This window comes from Cobetia sp. MB87 (assembly GCF_011319755.1).
Classification (GTDB): Bacteria; Pseudomonadota; Gammaproteobacteria; order Pseudomonadales; family Halomonadaceae; genus Cobetia.
This window is the reverse complement of record NZ_VFBC01000007.1, coordinates 595,125-610,699: the sequence shown is the minus strand read 5'-3', so window position 1 is coordinate 610,699 and position 15,575 is coordinate 595,125. Positions and strand designations below refer to the sequence as shown.

The 15,575-nt window shown below is 63.9% G+C and carries 15 protein-coding genes; 7 read left to right on the top strand and 8 right to left on the bottom strand.

What is annotated here, in order from left to right; translation table 11 throughout:
- Positions 1–88: 88 nt before the first annotated feature.
- Positions 89–574 carry a tRNA (adenosine(37)-N6)-threonylcarbamoyltransferase complex ATPase subunit type 1 TsaE gene (gene tsaE / locus CDPAHKCJ_RS08755; RefSeq protein ID WP_166019453.1) on the bottom strand — a complete coding sequence of 162 codons (486 nt, stop codon included), beginning with the start codon at positions 572–574 and terminating at the stop codon, positions 89–91.
- Positions 555–2,360, bottom strand: a complete 1,806-nt coding sequence (locus CDPAHKCJ_RS08750) for an NAD(P)H-hydrate dehydratase (protein WP_166019452.1) — start codon at positions 2,358–2,360, stop codon at positions 555–557. The genes tsaE and CDPAHKCJ_RS08750 overlap by 20 nt, the downstream gene beginning before the upstream one ends.
- A gap of 288 nt (positions 2,361–2,648) precedes the next feature.
- On the opposite strand from CDPAHKCJ_RS08750, the gene queG reads away from it, so the two are divergent.
- On the top strand, positions 2,649–3,719 hold the full coding sequence (gene queG / locus CDPAHKCJ_RS08745; RefSeq protein ID WP_240916733.1) for a tRNA epoxyqueuosine(34) reductase QueG: 1,071 nt from the start codon (positions 2,649–2,651) through the stop codon (positions 3,717–3,719).
- 18 nt (positions 3,720–3,737) lie between these two features.
- On the opposite strand, the gene orn is transcribed toward queG, so the two are convergent.
- Positions 3,738–4,310 (bottom strand): oligoribonuclease, encoded by a 573-nt coding sequence (orn, locus tag CDPAHKCJ_RS08740; RefSeq protein WP_107335235.1) that lies wholly within the window; start codon positions 4,308–4,310, stop codon positions 3,738–3,740.
- A gap of 183 nt (positions 4,311–4,493) precedes the next feature.
- On the opposite strand from orn, the gene rsgA reads away from it, so the two are divergent.
- Complete coding sequence (rsgA, locus tag CDPAHKCJ_RS08735) at positions 4,494–5,504, top strand: small ribosomal subunit biogenesis GTPase RsgA (protein WP_043335189.1); 1,011 nt, start codon at positions 4,494–4,496, stop codon at positions 5,502–5,504.
- Between the two features lie 131 nt (positions 5,505–5,635).
- On the opposite strand, the gene CDPAHKCJ_RS08730 is transcribed toward rsgA, so the two are convergent.
- Positions 5,636–6,970, bottom strand: a complete 1,335-nt coding sequence (locus CDPAHKCJ_RS08730; protein WP_153635353.1) for an NCS2 family permease — start codon at positions 6,968–6,970, stop codon at positions 5,636–5,638.
- A gap of 183 nt (positions 6,971–7,153) precedes the next feature.
- On the opposite strand from CDPAHKCJ_RS08730, the gene CDPAHKCJ_RS13475 reads away from it, so the two are divergent.
- The 3 genes from CDPAHKCJ_RS13475 (at position 7,154) to asd (ending at position 9,601) form a co-directional block, all read left to right on the top strand.
- Entirely contained in the window at positions 7,154–7,276 is a 123-nt protein-coding gene (locus CDPAHKCJ_RS13475) for a hypothetical protein (protein WP_277343446.1), read from the top strand.
- Between the two features lie 293 nt (positions 7,277–7,569).
- Entirely contained in the window at positions 7,570–8,433 is an 864-nt protein-coding gene (locus CDPAHKCJ_RS08725; protein WP_166019450.1) for a rhodanese-like domain-containing protein, read from the top strand.
- A gap of 250 nt (positions 8,434–8,683) precedes the next feature.
- Positions 8,684–9,601 carry an archaetidylserine decarboxylase gene (asd, locus tag CDPAHKCJ_RS08720; RefSeq protein ID WP_166019449.1) on the top strand — a complete coding sequence of 306 codons (918 nt, stop codon included), beginning with the start codon at positions 8,684–8,686 and terminating at the stop codon, positions 9,599–9,601.
- Between the two features lie 503 nt (positions 9,602–10,104).
- Here asd and epmA read toward each other — a convergent pair.
- Positions 10,105–11,175 (bottom strand): EF-P lysine aminoacylase EpmA, encoded by a 1,071-nt coding sequence (gene epmA, locus CDPAHKCJ_RS08715; protein ID WP_166019593.1) that lies wholly within the window; start codon positions 11,173–11,175, stop codon positions 10,105–10,107.
- 162 nt (positions 11,176–11,337) lie between these two features.
- Complete coding sequence (gene efp, locus CDPAHKCJ_RS08710; protein WP_043335182.1) at positions 11,338–11,904, bottom strand: elongation factor P; 567 nt, start codon at positions 11,902–11,904, stop codon at positions 11,338–11,340.
- A gap of 91 nt (positions 11,905–11,995) precedes the next feature.
- Between efp and epmB the strand changes: the two genes are divergently transcribed.
- Positions 11,996–13,123: an EF-P beta-lysylation protein EpmB gene (gene epmB, locus CDPAHKCJ_RS08705; RefSeq protein ID WP_166019448.1), complete on the top strand. Its 1,128-nt coding sequence runs from the start codon at positions 11,996–11,998 to the stop codon at positions 13,121–13,123.
- Between the two features lie 144 nt (positions 13,124–13,267).
- The gene (locus CDPAHKCJ_RS08700) at positions 13,268–13,627 is read left to right on the top strand and encodes a 5-carboxymethyl-2-hydroxymuconate Delta-isomerase (protein ID WP_166019447.1); all 360 of its coding nucleotides are present in this window, start codon (positions 13,268–13,270) and stop codon (positions 13,625–13,627) included.
- A gap of 178 nt (positions 13,628–13,805) precedes the next feature.
- Here CDPAHKCJ_RS08700 and CDPAHKCJ_RS08695 read toward each other — a convergent pair whose 3' ends face one another.
- Both CDPAHKCJ_RS08695 and serB read right to left on the bottom strand, forming a co-directional pair.
- Complete coding sequence (locus CDPAHKCJ_RS08695; protein WP_043335179.1) at positions 13,806–14,054, bottom strand: TIGR02647 family protein; 249 nt, start codon at positions 14,052–14,054, stop codon at positions 13,806–13,808.
- A 267-nt stretch (positions 14,055–14,321) separates the two neighbouring features.
- Positions 14,322–15,533, bottom strand: a complete 1,212-nt coding sequence (gene serB / locus CDPAHKCJ_RS08690; RefSeq protein ID WP_166019446.1) for a phosphoserine phosphatase SerB — start codon at positions 15,531–15,533, stop codon at positions 14,322–14,324.
- Between the last annotated feature and the right edge of the window lie 42 nt (positions 15,534–15,575).

Here is a 15,575-nt window from a genome sequence, read left to right as displayed (position 1 = left end):
ACAGGATGACCCAGACAGAAAGAACATGAATGAAGATAACGAATGACCGGACACTGCGCCGCCAGACATGGCAAGCGGATCGGCGTCATCATGCCTGAGAGGTTCGACGCTCGGCCAGTGTTGCCAACCAACCCTCACCTCGCGGTGTCATGGCCGTCAATTCGGCCTCGCGCCCTTCGTCGGCGACGAACAGCGTGATGCGCAGATCCGGCGTGGGCAGAAAGCCCTGACCACAGCTCGGCCACTCGATCAGCGCCAGGCTGTCGGCGGCGAGCAGATCGCGCCCTCCGATGAACTCGAGCTCTTCAGGGTCGGCAAGACGGTAGAGGTCGAAGTGGTTGATGTGCCACTCGCCACCCTCGGCCCGTGGCAGCACGTAGGGCTCCACCAGGGTGTAGGTCGGGCTCTTGACCGCGCCCTGGTGACCATAGGCGCGCAGCACGCCGCGGGTCAGGGTCGTCTTGCCCGCCCCCAGCTCGCCCTCCAGGAACACCAGCCCGCGGCCGGCAAGGATATTTCCCAATTGAGTGCCGAAGGCAACCTGGGCGTTTTCATCAGACAGAAGTATGCGCATCTCGGGCCCGTGGATTGAGCAATAAATGCATATAGGATGCCAGATCACCTGCGAGCAGGCCACGTTCACCACGCTCCTGTACCGCCCGGTCGGCCGCCAGGGCATGCACCAGCACCCCGAGCCTGGCCGCCTGTGCCATGGCGCGCGTGACTCGCCGGGCCTGTGCCGCTTCATCCGGGGAGGAACGCGGCTGGCGTGCATCGAAGCCGCCGTTGAGCGCCTGCGCCGCCAGCCCCGCGATGATGCCACCCAGCACATCGCCCATGCCGCCACTGGCCATGCCCGGGTTGCCATAGGGGCAAAGTGCCACCGCCGGCCCCTCGAGAACTCCCGCAGGGCTCGCCACCAGACTGCCCGCGCCCTTGAGTACCACGCTGCCGCCGAAACGCTGCTGGAGCGCTCTTGCGGCTGCGATCCGGTCATGTTCGACGTCCGCCACACTGCAATCGAGCAGACGCGCGGCCTCGCCGGGATGCGGCGTCAGCACCCAGTCGTCGCGGCGGATGATCTCGCCTTCGCTCGCGCGCCAGGCCAGCAGGCTCAGGCCATCGGCATCCACGACCAGCGGCTGACCCGCCGCCAGCACCCGCGACATGCCGCCCCAGCCCCACAGCATGCTCTCGAGACTCTCGGTACCCATGCCCGGGCCAACCAACGTCACGCTGGCCTGTGCCAGCTGTGACTCAAGCACGGCGAAGCCATCGTGGCTGCTGCCCTCCGGGCCACTCTTGAGGCCGCGCGCCATGACCTCAGGGCAGCGCGTCAGGCTGGCGCTGATATGCGCAGGCGCCGTCAGCAGCGCGACCTTGCCGGCGCCGGCCCGTGCCGCCGCTTCGCTGGCCAGCAATACCGAGCCGCCCAGCCCCGGGCCGCCACCGAAGACCAGCACGCTGCCGGTGTCACCCTTGTGGGCCAGCGGCGAACGTGGCACCAGCTCGGACTCCAGCCAGCGCGGCGTCAGGCGCTGCACGCCGTCCCGGGCCAGCAATGCCGCGGTACGCGACTGCGCGACCACCTCTGGCAATACACGCGCCGCGCCCAGGCGCGCCAGACTGACATGCCCGGCGTGCAGCTCGGCGCGTCCGGTGTGCAGGCCCGGCTTGTCGACCAGAAACGTCAGCGTCACATCCGCTTCCACGGCGACACCCGCGACTGCGCCCGTCGCGGCGTTCAAGCCTGAGGGCACATCCAGCGCCATGACATGCACGCCCTGCTGATGAGCGTGATTGATGCGCTCGATGGCTTCGACCACGCTGCCGCGCGGCGCATCGCGCAGGCCGATGCCGGTCAGCGCGTCCACCAGCAAGGGCCAGCCCTTGAGCAGCGCATCCGCCGCCTCCTCATCGGCCTTCGGCCATGCCAGCGTCTCGACGCCAGCCTCGCGCGCCGCGATCGCGGCCAGCTGCGCATCACCGGTCAAGGCATCCTCCGGCGTCAAGGCGATGACACGCACCTCGAAGCCCGCCAGCAATGCCAGACGCGCCAGCAGATAGCCATCGCCGCCATTGTTGCCGCCACCACACAGCACGCACACTCTGCGCGTCTCCGGCCAACGCTGACGCAGCAGATCGAACGCCGATTGCGCGGCGCGCCCCATCAGGCGCTTCTCCACCGGCGCTTCGCTCTGGCCACTGTCAGCGGCGACGGTCTCCTCCGCGAGCATCCAGTGCTCCAGATCACGCAGTGCCGCCAACGGCCACAGACAGTTGACCGAACGCCACAGCGTCATGGTCGCCGAAGATGGCGGCGGGCAGGTCTGGTCAGAGGTCGATTGGTGCGCTGTCATGCCTACACTCCTTGTCTGGATATCCGTTGCCTGACTGGATGTTCGTTGCCTGTATAGAGGCGCGTTGCCTGGCGTGAAGCATGGCATTGCGTGCCGCCTTCCTTTCTACTGCACCTTACCTGACGTGCTCGCGCCCTCAGGCAGCACGCTTGGGCTGACCGGCAAGTTGCGCTAAGGTGGCGCGCCTCTGCCCTTGATCTCGCTGGAAACCCCATGTCTGCTTCGCACTCATCCACCGCCGCCGCTTCGCCTGCCGACACCGGAAGCCCCGCTGCCGATGAACAGGCCATGGCGGAACTGGCGACGCGCATCAAGACATGGGGGCGCGAGCTGGGTTTTCAGCAGGTCGGCATCACCGATGTCGACCTCTCGACCCATGAAGCCTATCTGGAACGCTGGCTGGCCAATGGCCATCACGGCGAGATGAACTTCATGGCCAAGCACGGCACCAAACGCACTCGTCCTGAAGAGCTGGTGCCCGGAACACTGCGCGTCATCAGCGTGCGCCTCGATTACCTGCCGCCCGAGGTCGAGACCACTCAGGTGCTCAGCCAACCACAGCGCGCCTATGTGTCACGCTACGCGCTGGGGCGTGATTACCACAAGCTGATGCGCAAGCGACTGGCCAATCTGGCCAAGCAGATCGAGAAGGAAGTCGGCAAGTTCGGCTATCGCGCTTTCGTCGACTCCGCCCCGGTGATGGAGCGCGCCCTGGCGCAGAAGGCCGGCATCGGCTGGTTCGGCAAGAACGCCATGCTGATGAATCAGCAGGCCGGCTGCCTGTTCTTCCTGGGCGAACTCTACACCGACCTGCCCCTGCCGGTGGACGCCCCCTTTGAAAAGGAACACTGCGGCAGCTGCAACGCCTGCAAGGTCGCCTGCCCGACGGATGCCATCGTCGAGGACAAGGTCGTCGATGCGCGGCGCTGCATCTCGTACCTGACCATCGAGCTCGATGGTGCCATCCCCGAGGAATTCCGCCGCCCGATGGGCAACCGCATCTACGGCTGCGATGACTGTCAGCTGTTCTGCCCCTTCACGCGGTTCGCCAAGGCGACCCAAGAGACTGACTTCTCGCCGCGCCATGACCTGGATCGCATCGAGCTGATCCGCCTGTTCTGCTGGGGGGAGCAGGAATTCCTCAGCAAGACGGAAGGCAGCCCGATTCGACGCATCGGCTACGAGAAATGGCTCTCCAACATCGCCATCGGGCTGGGAAATGCGCCCTGGTCAGAGCAGGTCGAGCATGTGCTGCGCGCCCGCCTGGCCTACCCCAGCGAGCCACTGCGCGAGCATGTGCGCTGGGCGCTGAAGGAGCAGGCCATCAAGCGCGGCGCCCGCCTGGCCACCGCGCTCTGACCTTCATCTCAGAATCGCTCAGACGATGCCCTGCTGGGTCAGCTTAAGGAAGGTCTTGCGATAATGCGCAAGCTCCGCCAGTGATTCACGGATATCGTCCATCGCCTGGTGGGTCGCACGCTTCTTGAAGCCGTCCAGCGCGGCCGGATTCCAGCGCTTGGCCAGCTCTTTCAGGGTCGAGACATCGATGTTGCGATAGTGGAAGAATTCCTCCAGCAACGGCATCTCGTGCTGCAGGAAGCGGCGGTCCTGATGCACGCTGTTGCCACACATCGGCGAGGCGCCTGCCGCCACGTGCCGAGCAAGGAACTCGAGGGTCTGGCGTTCGGCTTCGGCGGTATCGATCTGACTTTCCTTGACGCGCTTCACCAGCCCGGATTCGCCATGGGTGCGCGTATTCCACTCATCCATCGCCTCCAGCAGGCTGTCCGGCTGATGCACGGCCAGCACCGGGCCTTCGGCAATCAGGTTGAGGTCGCCGTCGGTGACCAGCGTGGCCACCTCGATGATACGCTCACGCGCCGGGTCGAGACCGGTCATTTCCAGGTCGATCCAGATGAGGCGGTCGGCCTGAGCGGTGGGATTTGCCATGGGTCACTCCTTGCTGAGCAGATGATGGAATGGCGCGGGACGCCAGTCGATGACAGCAGTATCACACGCCATCCCGGGGCGTCGCACGACACCCGAGGGCGCAAAGGGTACAATCGCGCCGCAAAGGGGGGAAGACTCTCCCATCCCTGGCGAACGAACGGCGACCGGAGTCACCAGCCAAGCATGAGTAAACGCAAGCTAAGCCGCCAGCAGCAATGGCGAATCGAGAAGGTGCAGGCCGAGCGTACCAAGCGCGCCGAAAAGCGCGAGACGCAGGACCGCGACAAGCTCGACGCCGGCGAATATGGCCCGGAGCAGCATGGCCGTGTCATCGCCCACTACGGGCGTAGCCTGGAAGTCGAGAGCGAGTCCGGCAGCCTGCACCGCTGCCACCTGCGCGCCAACCTCGAGACGCTGGTCACCGGTGACCGGGTCATCTGGCGCGAAGCCAGCGACGCCAGCGGCGTGGTCGTCGCACGTGGTGCACGCACCACCGAACTTGAGCGCCCCGACATGCGTGGCGTGCTCAAGCCGGTCGCGGCCAACATCGACCAGATCCTGATCGTGTTCGCCGCCGAGCCCGCCCCGCAGCCCAACCTGATCGACCGTTATCTGATCGCCGCGGAAGCCACCGGCATCACGCCGGTGCTGGTGCTCAACAAGGTCGACCTGCTGCCGGAAAGCGGCGGTGAGCTGCGCGACCTGCTGGCGCGCTATGAAGCGCTCGGTTACGAAGTCGTCGCCTGCACCACGCGTGGCGAGTCGGGGCTGGACGCCCTCAAGGCCCAGCTCAGCGACCGCACCTCGGTCTTCGTCGGCCAGAGTGGCGTCGGCAAGTCATCCCTGATCGGCATGCTGCTGCCCAGGGAAGAGGTTCGCGTCGGCCCGCTGTCGGCCGAATCACGCCAGGGCATGCACACCACCACCACCGCCTGGCTCTATCACATGCCGGATGGCGGTGACCTGATCGACTCGCCAGGCATCCGTGAATTCGGCCTGGTGCACCTGACGCCTGAACAGGTCACCGACGGCTTCCGCGAGTTCCACGACTATCTCGGCTATTGCCGCTTCCGCGACTGCAAGCACGAGAAGGAGCCGGGCTGCGCCCTGCTTCAGGCCGTGGACAACGGTGAGATCGGCCGCGTGCGCTTCGAGAGCTACAAGAAGATCCTGCTCTCGCTGACCGAGAGCTGATCAGGCGCTATCAAAAAAGCCGTCAACAAAAAGCCCCGCCAGGCAGTCACTGCCTGGCGGGGCTTTTTCATGCTCGAGGCCCTCGAGATACATCACAGCCTCTCGAGACACATCACAGCCGCTTTCGAAGCCTAGCCTTCCAGCAACAGCAGCAGTGACAGCGCGAACAGCACCCACATGGTCGGGCGAATCTCGCGCGCCTTGCCGACGCCGAGCTTGATGACCACGAAGCTCAGGAAGCCGAACACGATACCGTGGGTGATGGAGTAGGTCAGCGGAATCATCACCATGGCGATGAAGGCCGGAATCGCATCATCGAACTGGTGCCAGTGGATCTTGCCGATCGGCTCCATCATGAACACGCCGACCAGAATCAGCGCCGGGGCAGTCGCGATGGACGGTACCAGCGACAGCAGCGGTGCCAGGAACAGGAACGGCAGGAAGCAGAGCGCCACCACCACCGCGACCAGCCCGGTGCGACCGCCCTGACTGATACCGGCCGCCGATTCGATGTAGGCATTCGCCGGGCTGGTGCCCAGTGGCGCGGACACCAGCGCCGAGAAGGCATCGACCATCATCGAGCGGCGGATGTTGCGCGGGTCGCCATTCTCGTCCTTCAGATTGCCCGCCTCGGCCACCGCCATGAAGGTCGAGAGCGCATCGAAGAACACCGTGAACAGGATGACGAAGATGAACGGCGCATAGGCCACCTTGAGGGAGCCGAGCAGGTCCAGCGCCAGCAGGCCACTGAAGTCAGGCGCAGCGAAGATACCGGTGAAGTTGACCAGTGTCGGCTGAGCGATCTCCGGCGGGAAGTAGGCGCTGCCATCCCCCCACAGACGCCCGATGGTGGTCGCCATCAGGGTGGTGACGATGATGCCGATGATCAGTGCGCCGTGAATGCGCTTCGCGACCAAGATGGCGGTCAGCGCCAGTCCCAGCAGGAAGACCACCAGCGAGGGCGTCATCGGCGCGACACTGACGACGGTGACCGGATTGGAGACGATCAACTTGGCATTCACCAGACCGATCAAGGTGATGAACAGGCCGATACCACAGGCGATGGCGTAGCGGAGCTGGGCGGGAATCGCATCGATCACCAGACGACGCACGTTGAACAGGGCCAGTACCGCGAAGATGACGCCGGCCCAGAACACGCAGCCCAGCGCGACCTCCCAGCTCATGCCTCCGCCCAGCACCATGGTGTAGGCGAACAGGGCATTGATGCCCATGCCCGGCGCGACCAGGATCGGATTGCGCGCGTACAGGCCCATCATCAGGCTGCCGAAGAAGCTGACCAGCACCGTCGCCGTGAGGGCGGCACTGAATGGCACGCCGGCGGCTGACAAAATGCCGGGGTTGACCACGATGATGTACATCGACGCCATGAAGGTGGCGATGCCCGCCAGCACTTCCGTGCGCGTCGTGGTGCCTTCGGCACGCAGTGAGAATAGGCGCTCGAGCAAGATGATGACTCCCGTTCAGGATGAAGCGATTGAGTAGCAGCTAAGCGTCGACAAGTCGCCGATACGCTGCATCGAAATGACACACGTTGAGCGCCCGTACCGCACTCGAAGAGTGCAGCAGCGCCACTGGCGACAGACAGTGTATTGCCTGAGGCCGCGAAGAGGGTGTTCCCGAGGGCCAGAATGTGGCATTCGCCCAAGGCCTACTGCGCTGAAACAAGCGCTTCTTTCGACAAGACCTACAAGACCTACAAGACCTACTGGATCTACTGGCTGCTGGGGCGACTGGCTGGCCTCGCCAGCTGACCAGAAGCCGTCCTTGAACTGTCCATAAGGCTGTCCAGAAGGTCAGGCCGTGGCGCGCACTGGGCATTCACACGTTCGCCCCGGAATGTGACGCGCGGCATTATACTGAAAACATGTCGTTTCAGGGGACAAGATGGCAAGGAATCTGGCGCGGTGACACTTCGCCTCGCCGCAGTGCCTTGACTGCAGTGTCTTGATCGCAGTGCCTTGACCGCAGTGACTTGACCACAGTGCCAGCCGACGTGCCATGATGCCGGAAGGATCACTCTTTTCGTAGAAGCAAGGATTACGCCATGTCTCACGACTCTTCACACCCTTCCCCTTCGGAAGCCGACCTGCTGCCCTTGATCGTCGAACCGCAGCAGCTCGCGGAGATGCTCGACCATCCTGATATCGTGATCGTCGACGTGCCGCTGAAAGCCGAGAGCCATGCGCGTCACGTGCCCGGCGCTCGCCTGCTCGACTTCAAGCAGCTGGTCGGCAGCAATGACGACGACATTCCCGGCGTGCCGAGCCCAGAGGCACTGTCTGGCGTGATGTCAGCCCTTGGCATCACCCGCGACAGCCATGTGGTGGCCTATGACGATGAAGGCGGCGGCTGGGCCGGACGCCTGCTGTGGACCCTGGCGCTGCTCGGTCATACCCGCTACAGCTACCTCAATGGTGGCCTGCACGCATGGCAAGGCGATGGCCTCCCGATGAGCGACAACGACAGCGAGTGGAGCCCCAGCGAGTATCACGCCGCCTACCTGAACACCAGTGTGATGGCGACAAGAGAAGATATCCTCGATCGCCTGGCGGCCGATGAGCCACAGGACAGTGTCGTGGTATGGGATGCGCGCTCCCTGGAGGAATACCGTGGCGAGAAGGGCCAGAATGCACGCTTGGGTCATATCCCCGGTGCCGTACATTTCGAATGGACCGAGGCCATGGACCGTGAGCGCAACCTGCGTATCCGCGACTATGCGGAACTGGTGACGGAGCTTGGCGCACGTGGCCTCGACCCTGAACAACATATCGTGACGCACTGCCAGAGCCATCACCGCTCTGGCCTGACATGGCTGGTGGGTCAGGCGCTGGGCTTCAGTGATGTGCGCGCCTACCCGGGCTCCTGGAAGGAATGGGGCAACCGTGACGACACGCCCATCGAACGCTGAAGGCGCTCGATCGCAGACTGGAATGCCCCTTTCGAGCGCCGGCACGCCAAGGCAGGCCATGTCGGGATGACGCGCATGGCCTGCCTGGCAACTGTCGCCAGGCCCACGGCTGCGGCAATCCGCAGGCTTGAGCCGTTATTGACGATGGGCTAAGGTGCAGCCCAACTGCTGGCCGCCGCTTGAGCCGGCCAACGCCCGCCCTCACGAGGAGCGGGCTTTTCATTCCTGAGTGCCTGCAAGGATCGCCATCGTGGATCGCGCCAAGCTGTTTTCCCTGAGCCAGTACCCACTGCCCCAGCACCTGATCTCACGTGTCATCGGCCGTGTCGCCGCCTGCACCAATCCGTGGGTCAAGAACACCTTCATCGAGCGCTTCATCAAGTCCTACGACGTCAACATGAGCGAAGCGCTGGAAGAGAATCCGCGCGCCTATGCCTGCTTCAATGACTTCTTCACCCGCGCACTGAAGGCCGATGCCCGCCCCATCGGGGAAGGGCTGGTCTCGCCGGCCGATGGCGTGCTGTCCCAGTTCGGCGCCATCGAGCATGGCACCCTGGTGCAGGCCAAGGGCCAGGCCTTCTCGCTGACCCAGCTGCTGGGTGGCAGTGAAGAACGCGCCGCGCCTTTCCGCAATGGTCGCTTCGCCACCGTCTATCTGTCACCGAAGGACTATCACCGCGTTCACATGCCGCTGGCCGGACGTCTGGTCGAGACAGCCTATGTGCCGGGCCGCCTGTTCTCGGTCAACGAAGCCACTGCCAAGCACGTGCCGGGCCTCTTCGCGCGCAACGAGCGCCTGGTGTGCATCTTCGAGACCGAGCATGGCCCGATGGCCATGGTGCTGGTGGGCGCGATGATCGTCGCGGCGATCAAGACCGTCTGGAGCGGTCAGGTCACGCCGCTTTCCGGTGATGTCGAGACGACCCGTTTCGATCAACTCATCGAGCTGGCGCGTGGCGCCGAGATGGGCCGCTTCCAGCTCGGCTCCACCGTGGTGATGTGCTTCCCGGACAGCGTCGAGTTCGATGACGCCCTGACACCGGGCCAGAAGGTCAGCATGGGTCAGTCACTTGGCATGCGTCCGTCTGCGACAGCGCCGGCCCCGACCGAGTCAGAAGAGCATGCGGCAGAGACTGCACGGGACACGCCGACCACAGACGAGAAATGACATCAGGCATGGCGCAGCGCGAGCGCAACATTCGCGCATAAAGCCCGCACACGAAACCCGGGCATAAAAAAAGGGAAGCCCCTGGCTTCCCTTTTTAACGACTTAACGACAGGAGCCTGACCGCGCCCCTCGTCTTCTTGCCTTCTTGACTTGCCCCGCGATGAACGCTGCCATCGGGGTGATCACTACCTTCAGTGCCCAAACAGATCAGAGTCCTCCATGACGGGCGTCACGCTCTCACGACGCGACTGCCGGATGATGCCTCGAAGGCTCCGAGGGTTCGAGCCATCATCTGTCGCCTTCTTTCACCATGCCCGATAAAAGAAGACCCGCTGCGACCATTGCCCTGGTCCTGCCATCCCCTTGCCTGCGGGCTTCGCCGGCAAGCGCCAACCCTCCACGCTGACTTCTCCAGTCTAGTCGACGCACGCTCGGCAAGCGTGTTGGCAATAAACGCTGGGATTCACGCAAATCACATCGAAAGCTGCCTCTCATGTCGGCTCTCAAGCACGTGATGCCGGGAAAGCGATGACCGCCGAGATATCGCGCTCTCCCAGCGCCAGCATGATCAGACGATCCAGCCCCAGCGCCACCCCGCTCCCCGCGGGCAACCCCGCCTGCAAGGCCGCCACCAGACGCTGGTCCGCCGCTACCTCAGGCAGCCCCTGGGCGACTCGCGCCGCATTGTCTTCGGCAAAGCGCGCCGCCTGCTCACTGGCATCAGTCAGCTCGTCATAGCCGTTGGCCAGCTCGATGCCCGCCACATAGGCCTCGAAGCGCGAGGCCACCCAATCGCCTTCAGCATCCCGATGCTTGCGCGCCAGCGCCGCCTGAGCCGCAGGATAGTCCGTTACCAGCTCCACGGTGGCTTGTCCCTGTGCTTCTGCGCCCTGTACTTCTGCTTCCTGTGCCCCTGAGCCAAGAGTCGGCTCGATCACCAGGCTCATCAGCGCATCCAGGCAGGTCTCATGCGACCAGTCGTCAGCCGCGACCTCACATTCTCGCGCACAGGCAGCTCGCAGCTCCTCAAGCGAGGCCGTGAAGGGGTCCAGCGCCAGCATACGGCGAAACAGCGCACGGTAAGGCGTGATGACAGGCCTGGCCTGGGAGCCTTGTGGCTCGTTGAGCAGCGATGGCTGGCCAGTCAACTGTGCCCCGAGCGCCATCACGCGCCGGATCAACTCGCAGGTCTCCGCCATCAGCGCCTCAAGGCTCATGCCGGGGCGATACCACTCCAGCATGCAGAACTCGGGATTGTGACGGCGGCTGACCTCGCCATCGCGAAAGGCACGCGCGATCTGGAAGATCGGCCCACTACCGGCTGCCAGCAGTCGCTTCATGTGAAATTCCGGCGATGTCTGCAGCCACATCGCCACACGCTCCCGCTCGCCCGGCAACTGCGCGGTCAAGGACAATGACGCGAGACCGACATCCGTCGAACCGGCCTGCCCCAGCACCGGGGTTTCCACCTCCAGCACCTCACGCTCGGCGAAGAAGGCCCGCACTTCATTGATCAGACGCGCGCGCTGGACGAGCCGCTCGCGCGTGGCAGTGGGCGCCCAGTCATGCGGCAAGGGGGACTTTGAAGCATCAGCGGGAATATGGACGTCTGACATGGCGAGCTCGACGAGTGGAACGGCAAGGGACTGAGGCCAACCTGAAGGAGTGACCGGCACAAACGATGATGCCCCGCACGAGGCGAGGCATCAGGGTGTTCACGACGTGAGCGAAAGGGCTCAGGCGCGAGACACGTACTCGGCGCTGCGGGTATCAACCTTGAGGACTTCGCCCTGGTTGATGAACAGCGGCACACGCACCACGGCACCGGAAGACAGGGTCGCCGGCTTGGAGCCACCGTTGGCGGTGTCGCCCTTGAGGCCCGGGTCCGTCTCGACGACTTCCAGCTCGATGAAGTTCGGCGCGGTGACGGCGATCGCGTTGTCGTTCCACAGCGTGATGGTGTAGACGACCTGCTCCTTCAGCCACTTGACCGTGTCGCCCAGCGCCTTGCCATCGACAGCGTACTGCTCGAAGGAGCCATCGGTACGCATGAAGTGCCACATCTCACCGTCGGTGTAGAGGTATTCCATGTCGACTTCCATGACATCGGCGGCTTCGATGCTCTCGCCGGACTTGAAAGTACGCTCCCATACACGACCGGTCTTCAGGTTGCGCAGCTTGACGCGGTTGAAGGCCTGGCCCTTGCCCGGCTTGACCAGTTCGTTATCGACGATGGCACAGGGATCATTGTCCAGCATCACTTTCAGACCGGACTTGAATTCGTTGGTAGAATAGTTGGCCATCTTGCTCGCTCTCGACTCGTTAACGGGTCTTGCCCGCCATGAATTCCAGATTGCAGTCAATTGGCTGCAATCATGACTAGAAGTGATGCGCATGATAACCCGAACCCCTGCATCCTTGCATACCATCCCGCACACCAGCCACGAAAGTCGTGCTTCAGAGGCCTTCTCAACTGCCGCTGAAGCCCCGTCTACCCCGAATGACTGGCGTGCACAGCTCCGCGACGTGATCCGCTCTCCACAGGCTCTGCTGGAGCGCCTGGGGCTTGAGCGCGAGTGGCTGCCGGGCGCCCGCGACGGCCATGAACTGTTCGCGATCCGCGTGCCCGAGGCCTATGCCAGCCGCATCCGCGCCAATGATCCCGACGACCCGCTATTGCGCCAGGTACTGCCGCTGGACGCCGAGACCGACGTGCTCGACGGCTACGTTACCGATCCACTGGAAGAGGCCGAGCATACCCCGCTGCCGGGGCTGATCCACAAGTACACCAACCGGGTACTGCTGATGGCCAGCGGCGGCTGCGCGATCAACTGCCGCTACTGCTTCCGCCGTCACTTCCCCTATGACGATCATCAGCCCAGCCGTGCGCAGTGGCAGGATATTCTCGACTACCTGCGTGCCGATGAGCGCATCCACGAGGTGATCCTGTCCGGCGGCGACCCGCTGGTATCGCCCGACAAGCGCCTGGCATGGCTGGTGGCGTCACTGGGCGAGATACCGCATCTCAAGCGTCTGCGCATCCACACCCGCCTGCCGGTGGTGATTCCGGACCGCGTCAATGATGAGTTGCTCGGCTGGCTGGGCGCTACACGCCTGCAGAAGGTGCTGGTCATTCACACCAACCATGCCAACGAGCTGGACGACGCCGTCGCTGCCGCCATGACTCGCCTCAAGAGTGCCGGTGTCACCCTGCTCAACCAAGGCGTCATCCTGCGCGGCGTCAATGACAGCGTGGAAGTGCAGACGGCCCTCGCCGAGCGTCTCTTCGAGTGCGGCGTACTGCCCTACTACCTGCATGCCTTCGACCCCGTGCAGGGCGCCGCCCACTTCGCGGTCAGCGATGAAGAGGCCTGCAACCTGATGGAAGCGCTGCTTGAGCATCTGCCCGGCTTCCTGATGCCGCGCCTGGTACGTGAAGTGCCCGGCCGACGCTCCAAGACACCCTTGAGCGGCATTCAGCCAGATGAGCACGCGCAGATCACACTGATCGCCAGCAGCTGAGGCAATTGCCTCACTGTCGACACTCTGCATGGCCCACCAGCAAGAATCTGCTGGCATCGCCGCCTGATTTCGCTACCATCGCGGGTCACTATCACCCCTGGCACACGCCCCGAGAGGCGTGGCCATGCTCAAGGAGCCCATCACATGCCCCACCTTGTCATTGATTATGCCGACAGTCTGGCCCCCAGCCTCGACATGGACGCGATCATGGATGACCTGCATGCCGCCGCCATGCACAGCGGCCTGTTCAAGGAAACTGACATCAAGGTGCGCGCGGAAAGCTGGCGCCACTGGCGACTGGCCGGCAATCAGGCGCCACTGGCGCACAAGCACGGCTTCGTCAATCTGCACTGCCACCAGCTGGAAGGCCGCAGCGATGACGACAAGTCGCGCCTCGCGGATATCCTGATGGAGGCCCTCAAGCCTCACTGCGAGGCGGCACGTGAAGTCAGCGTGGAGATCGTCGAGATCACCCGCGCGACCTATCGCAAGCACAAGGCCTGAGCGCACAGGGCGTGTCACACAAGGCATGTCATGCAAGACGTGTCAGGAGTGACATCCCCGCGCACGCGGCACACGGGTGACTCACCACCCCTGAGGCCGCATATGAAAACGCCCCGTGGCTTTCGGCCATGGGGCGTTTTTTCTTCTCGCGATCAGCGATTCAAGCCAACGGGCGAACTCAGGTCCCCGTCATGGCCATCGGGACGTGAAGCAGGTCATTGAGACGGTGGGCATGCTCGGCGGCCTCGCGACCCACGGAGGTCAGATAACCGCCATCGGGCAGCGTGGTCAGCCCCTTGGCGTGCAGACGCTCGGCAGCGGCCACCATGTCGGGACTGGCATCGTGGCGAATCTTCAAGCCCTTGAGGGCGGCGTCATGCGGGAACAGACACAGCAGGTGCAGTTCATCGTCGTAGGGTGACGGCATGGGCAAACTCCTGACGGCGTGGCGAGTGGCGTTCTGGTATGGCATCGACTGACGGCCTCATCCGGCGGACAAATCCAGCGAATGACGCCATCGTCGATACTCTCTTCCAGTCTAGCCCTCGGCCCTGAAACGACCGTGCTGCTTTGGGACTAGATGCGCGGTCGGATCGCACCCACGAAAACGCCCCCACCACGACGGCAATGGGGGCGTTGTCACTCACACACTGACTTGTCACTCAGCGCAGGCATTCAGCGGCTGAATCACGGATCAATGCTCGAGATCCTGCTGGCGATAGCCCATCAGATAGAGCACGGCATCCAGTCCCAGGGTCGAGATCGACTGGCGCGCCTTTTCGCGTACCAGTGGCTTGGCGCGGAAGGCAATGCCCAGGCCCGCTTCGGCGAGCATCTTGAGGTCGTTGGCGCCATCCCCGACGGCGATGGTCTGCTCCATGCGCAGGCCATGACGCTCGGCGATCTCGCGCAGCAGCAGCGCCTTGCGCTCGGCATCGACGATCGGTTCACGCACCTCGCCGGTGACCTTGCCATCGACGATCACCAGCTCGTTGGCGTGAATCTCATCAAACCCGAGCAGTTCCTGGAGATGGCGTGCGAAATAGGTGAAACCACCGGACAGGATCGCGGTGCGGTAGCCCAGCGCCTTGAGATTGGCCATCAGGCGCTCGACCCCATCCATCAGCGGCAGATTGGCGGCGATATCCGCCAGCACCGACTCATCCAGCCCCTTGAGCTTGCTCATGCGTTCACGGAAGCTTTCCTGGAAGTCCAGCTCGCCCCGCATGGCCCGCTCGGTGACTTGCGAGACTTCCTCGCCGACACCGTGACGGCGTGCCAGCTCATCGATCACTTCGGTCTGGATCAGCGTCGAATCCATGTCGAAGCAGATCAGACGACGATGACGACGCCAGATATCGTCTTCCTGGATCGCGATATCGACACCGTGCAGTGCCCCCAATGCCAATGCCTTCTCGCGCAGCGCATTGATGTCGGTGTCGTGCTCCGGCAGGCGCAGCCAGCACTCGATACAGGCGCCTTCGGCCGGTGACTCGCCATCCAGCGGCTCGCGCCCCGACAGTCGATGCATCAGCTCGACGGTAATGTCGAATTCGGCCGTCAGACCACCGACCTCGGCCAGAATGCCGGCCGGCAGGCGCGGTGCCAGCAGCGTCAGAATCCAGCGCGGGCGCTCCGCCTGATGACTCCAGCGTGCATACTCCTCGGCACCGACCTGCACGGCCTGCACATCCAGCCCCAACTGTTCACCGGCGGCGGCCAGCGCGGCTTCCAGATCAGACTCCGCACCCAGCGCCACCAGCGCTTCCAGTGACACCAGCCCGAAGGTCACGCTCTGATTGATGTCCAGCAGTCGTGCGCCACTGCGCGCCAGCGCCTGACCGAGCCCTGCCAGCTGTCCCGGACGAGCCGCACCGGTGGCGCGGATCAAGATACGTTGTGTCATCGGAAAATCGTTCCTGAGCTATTGAACATCACGGTGTTGTCT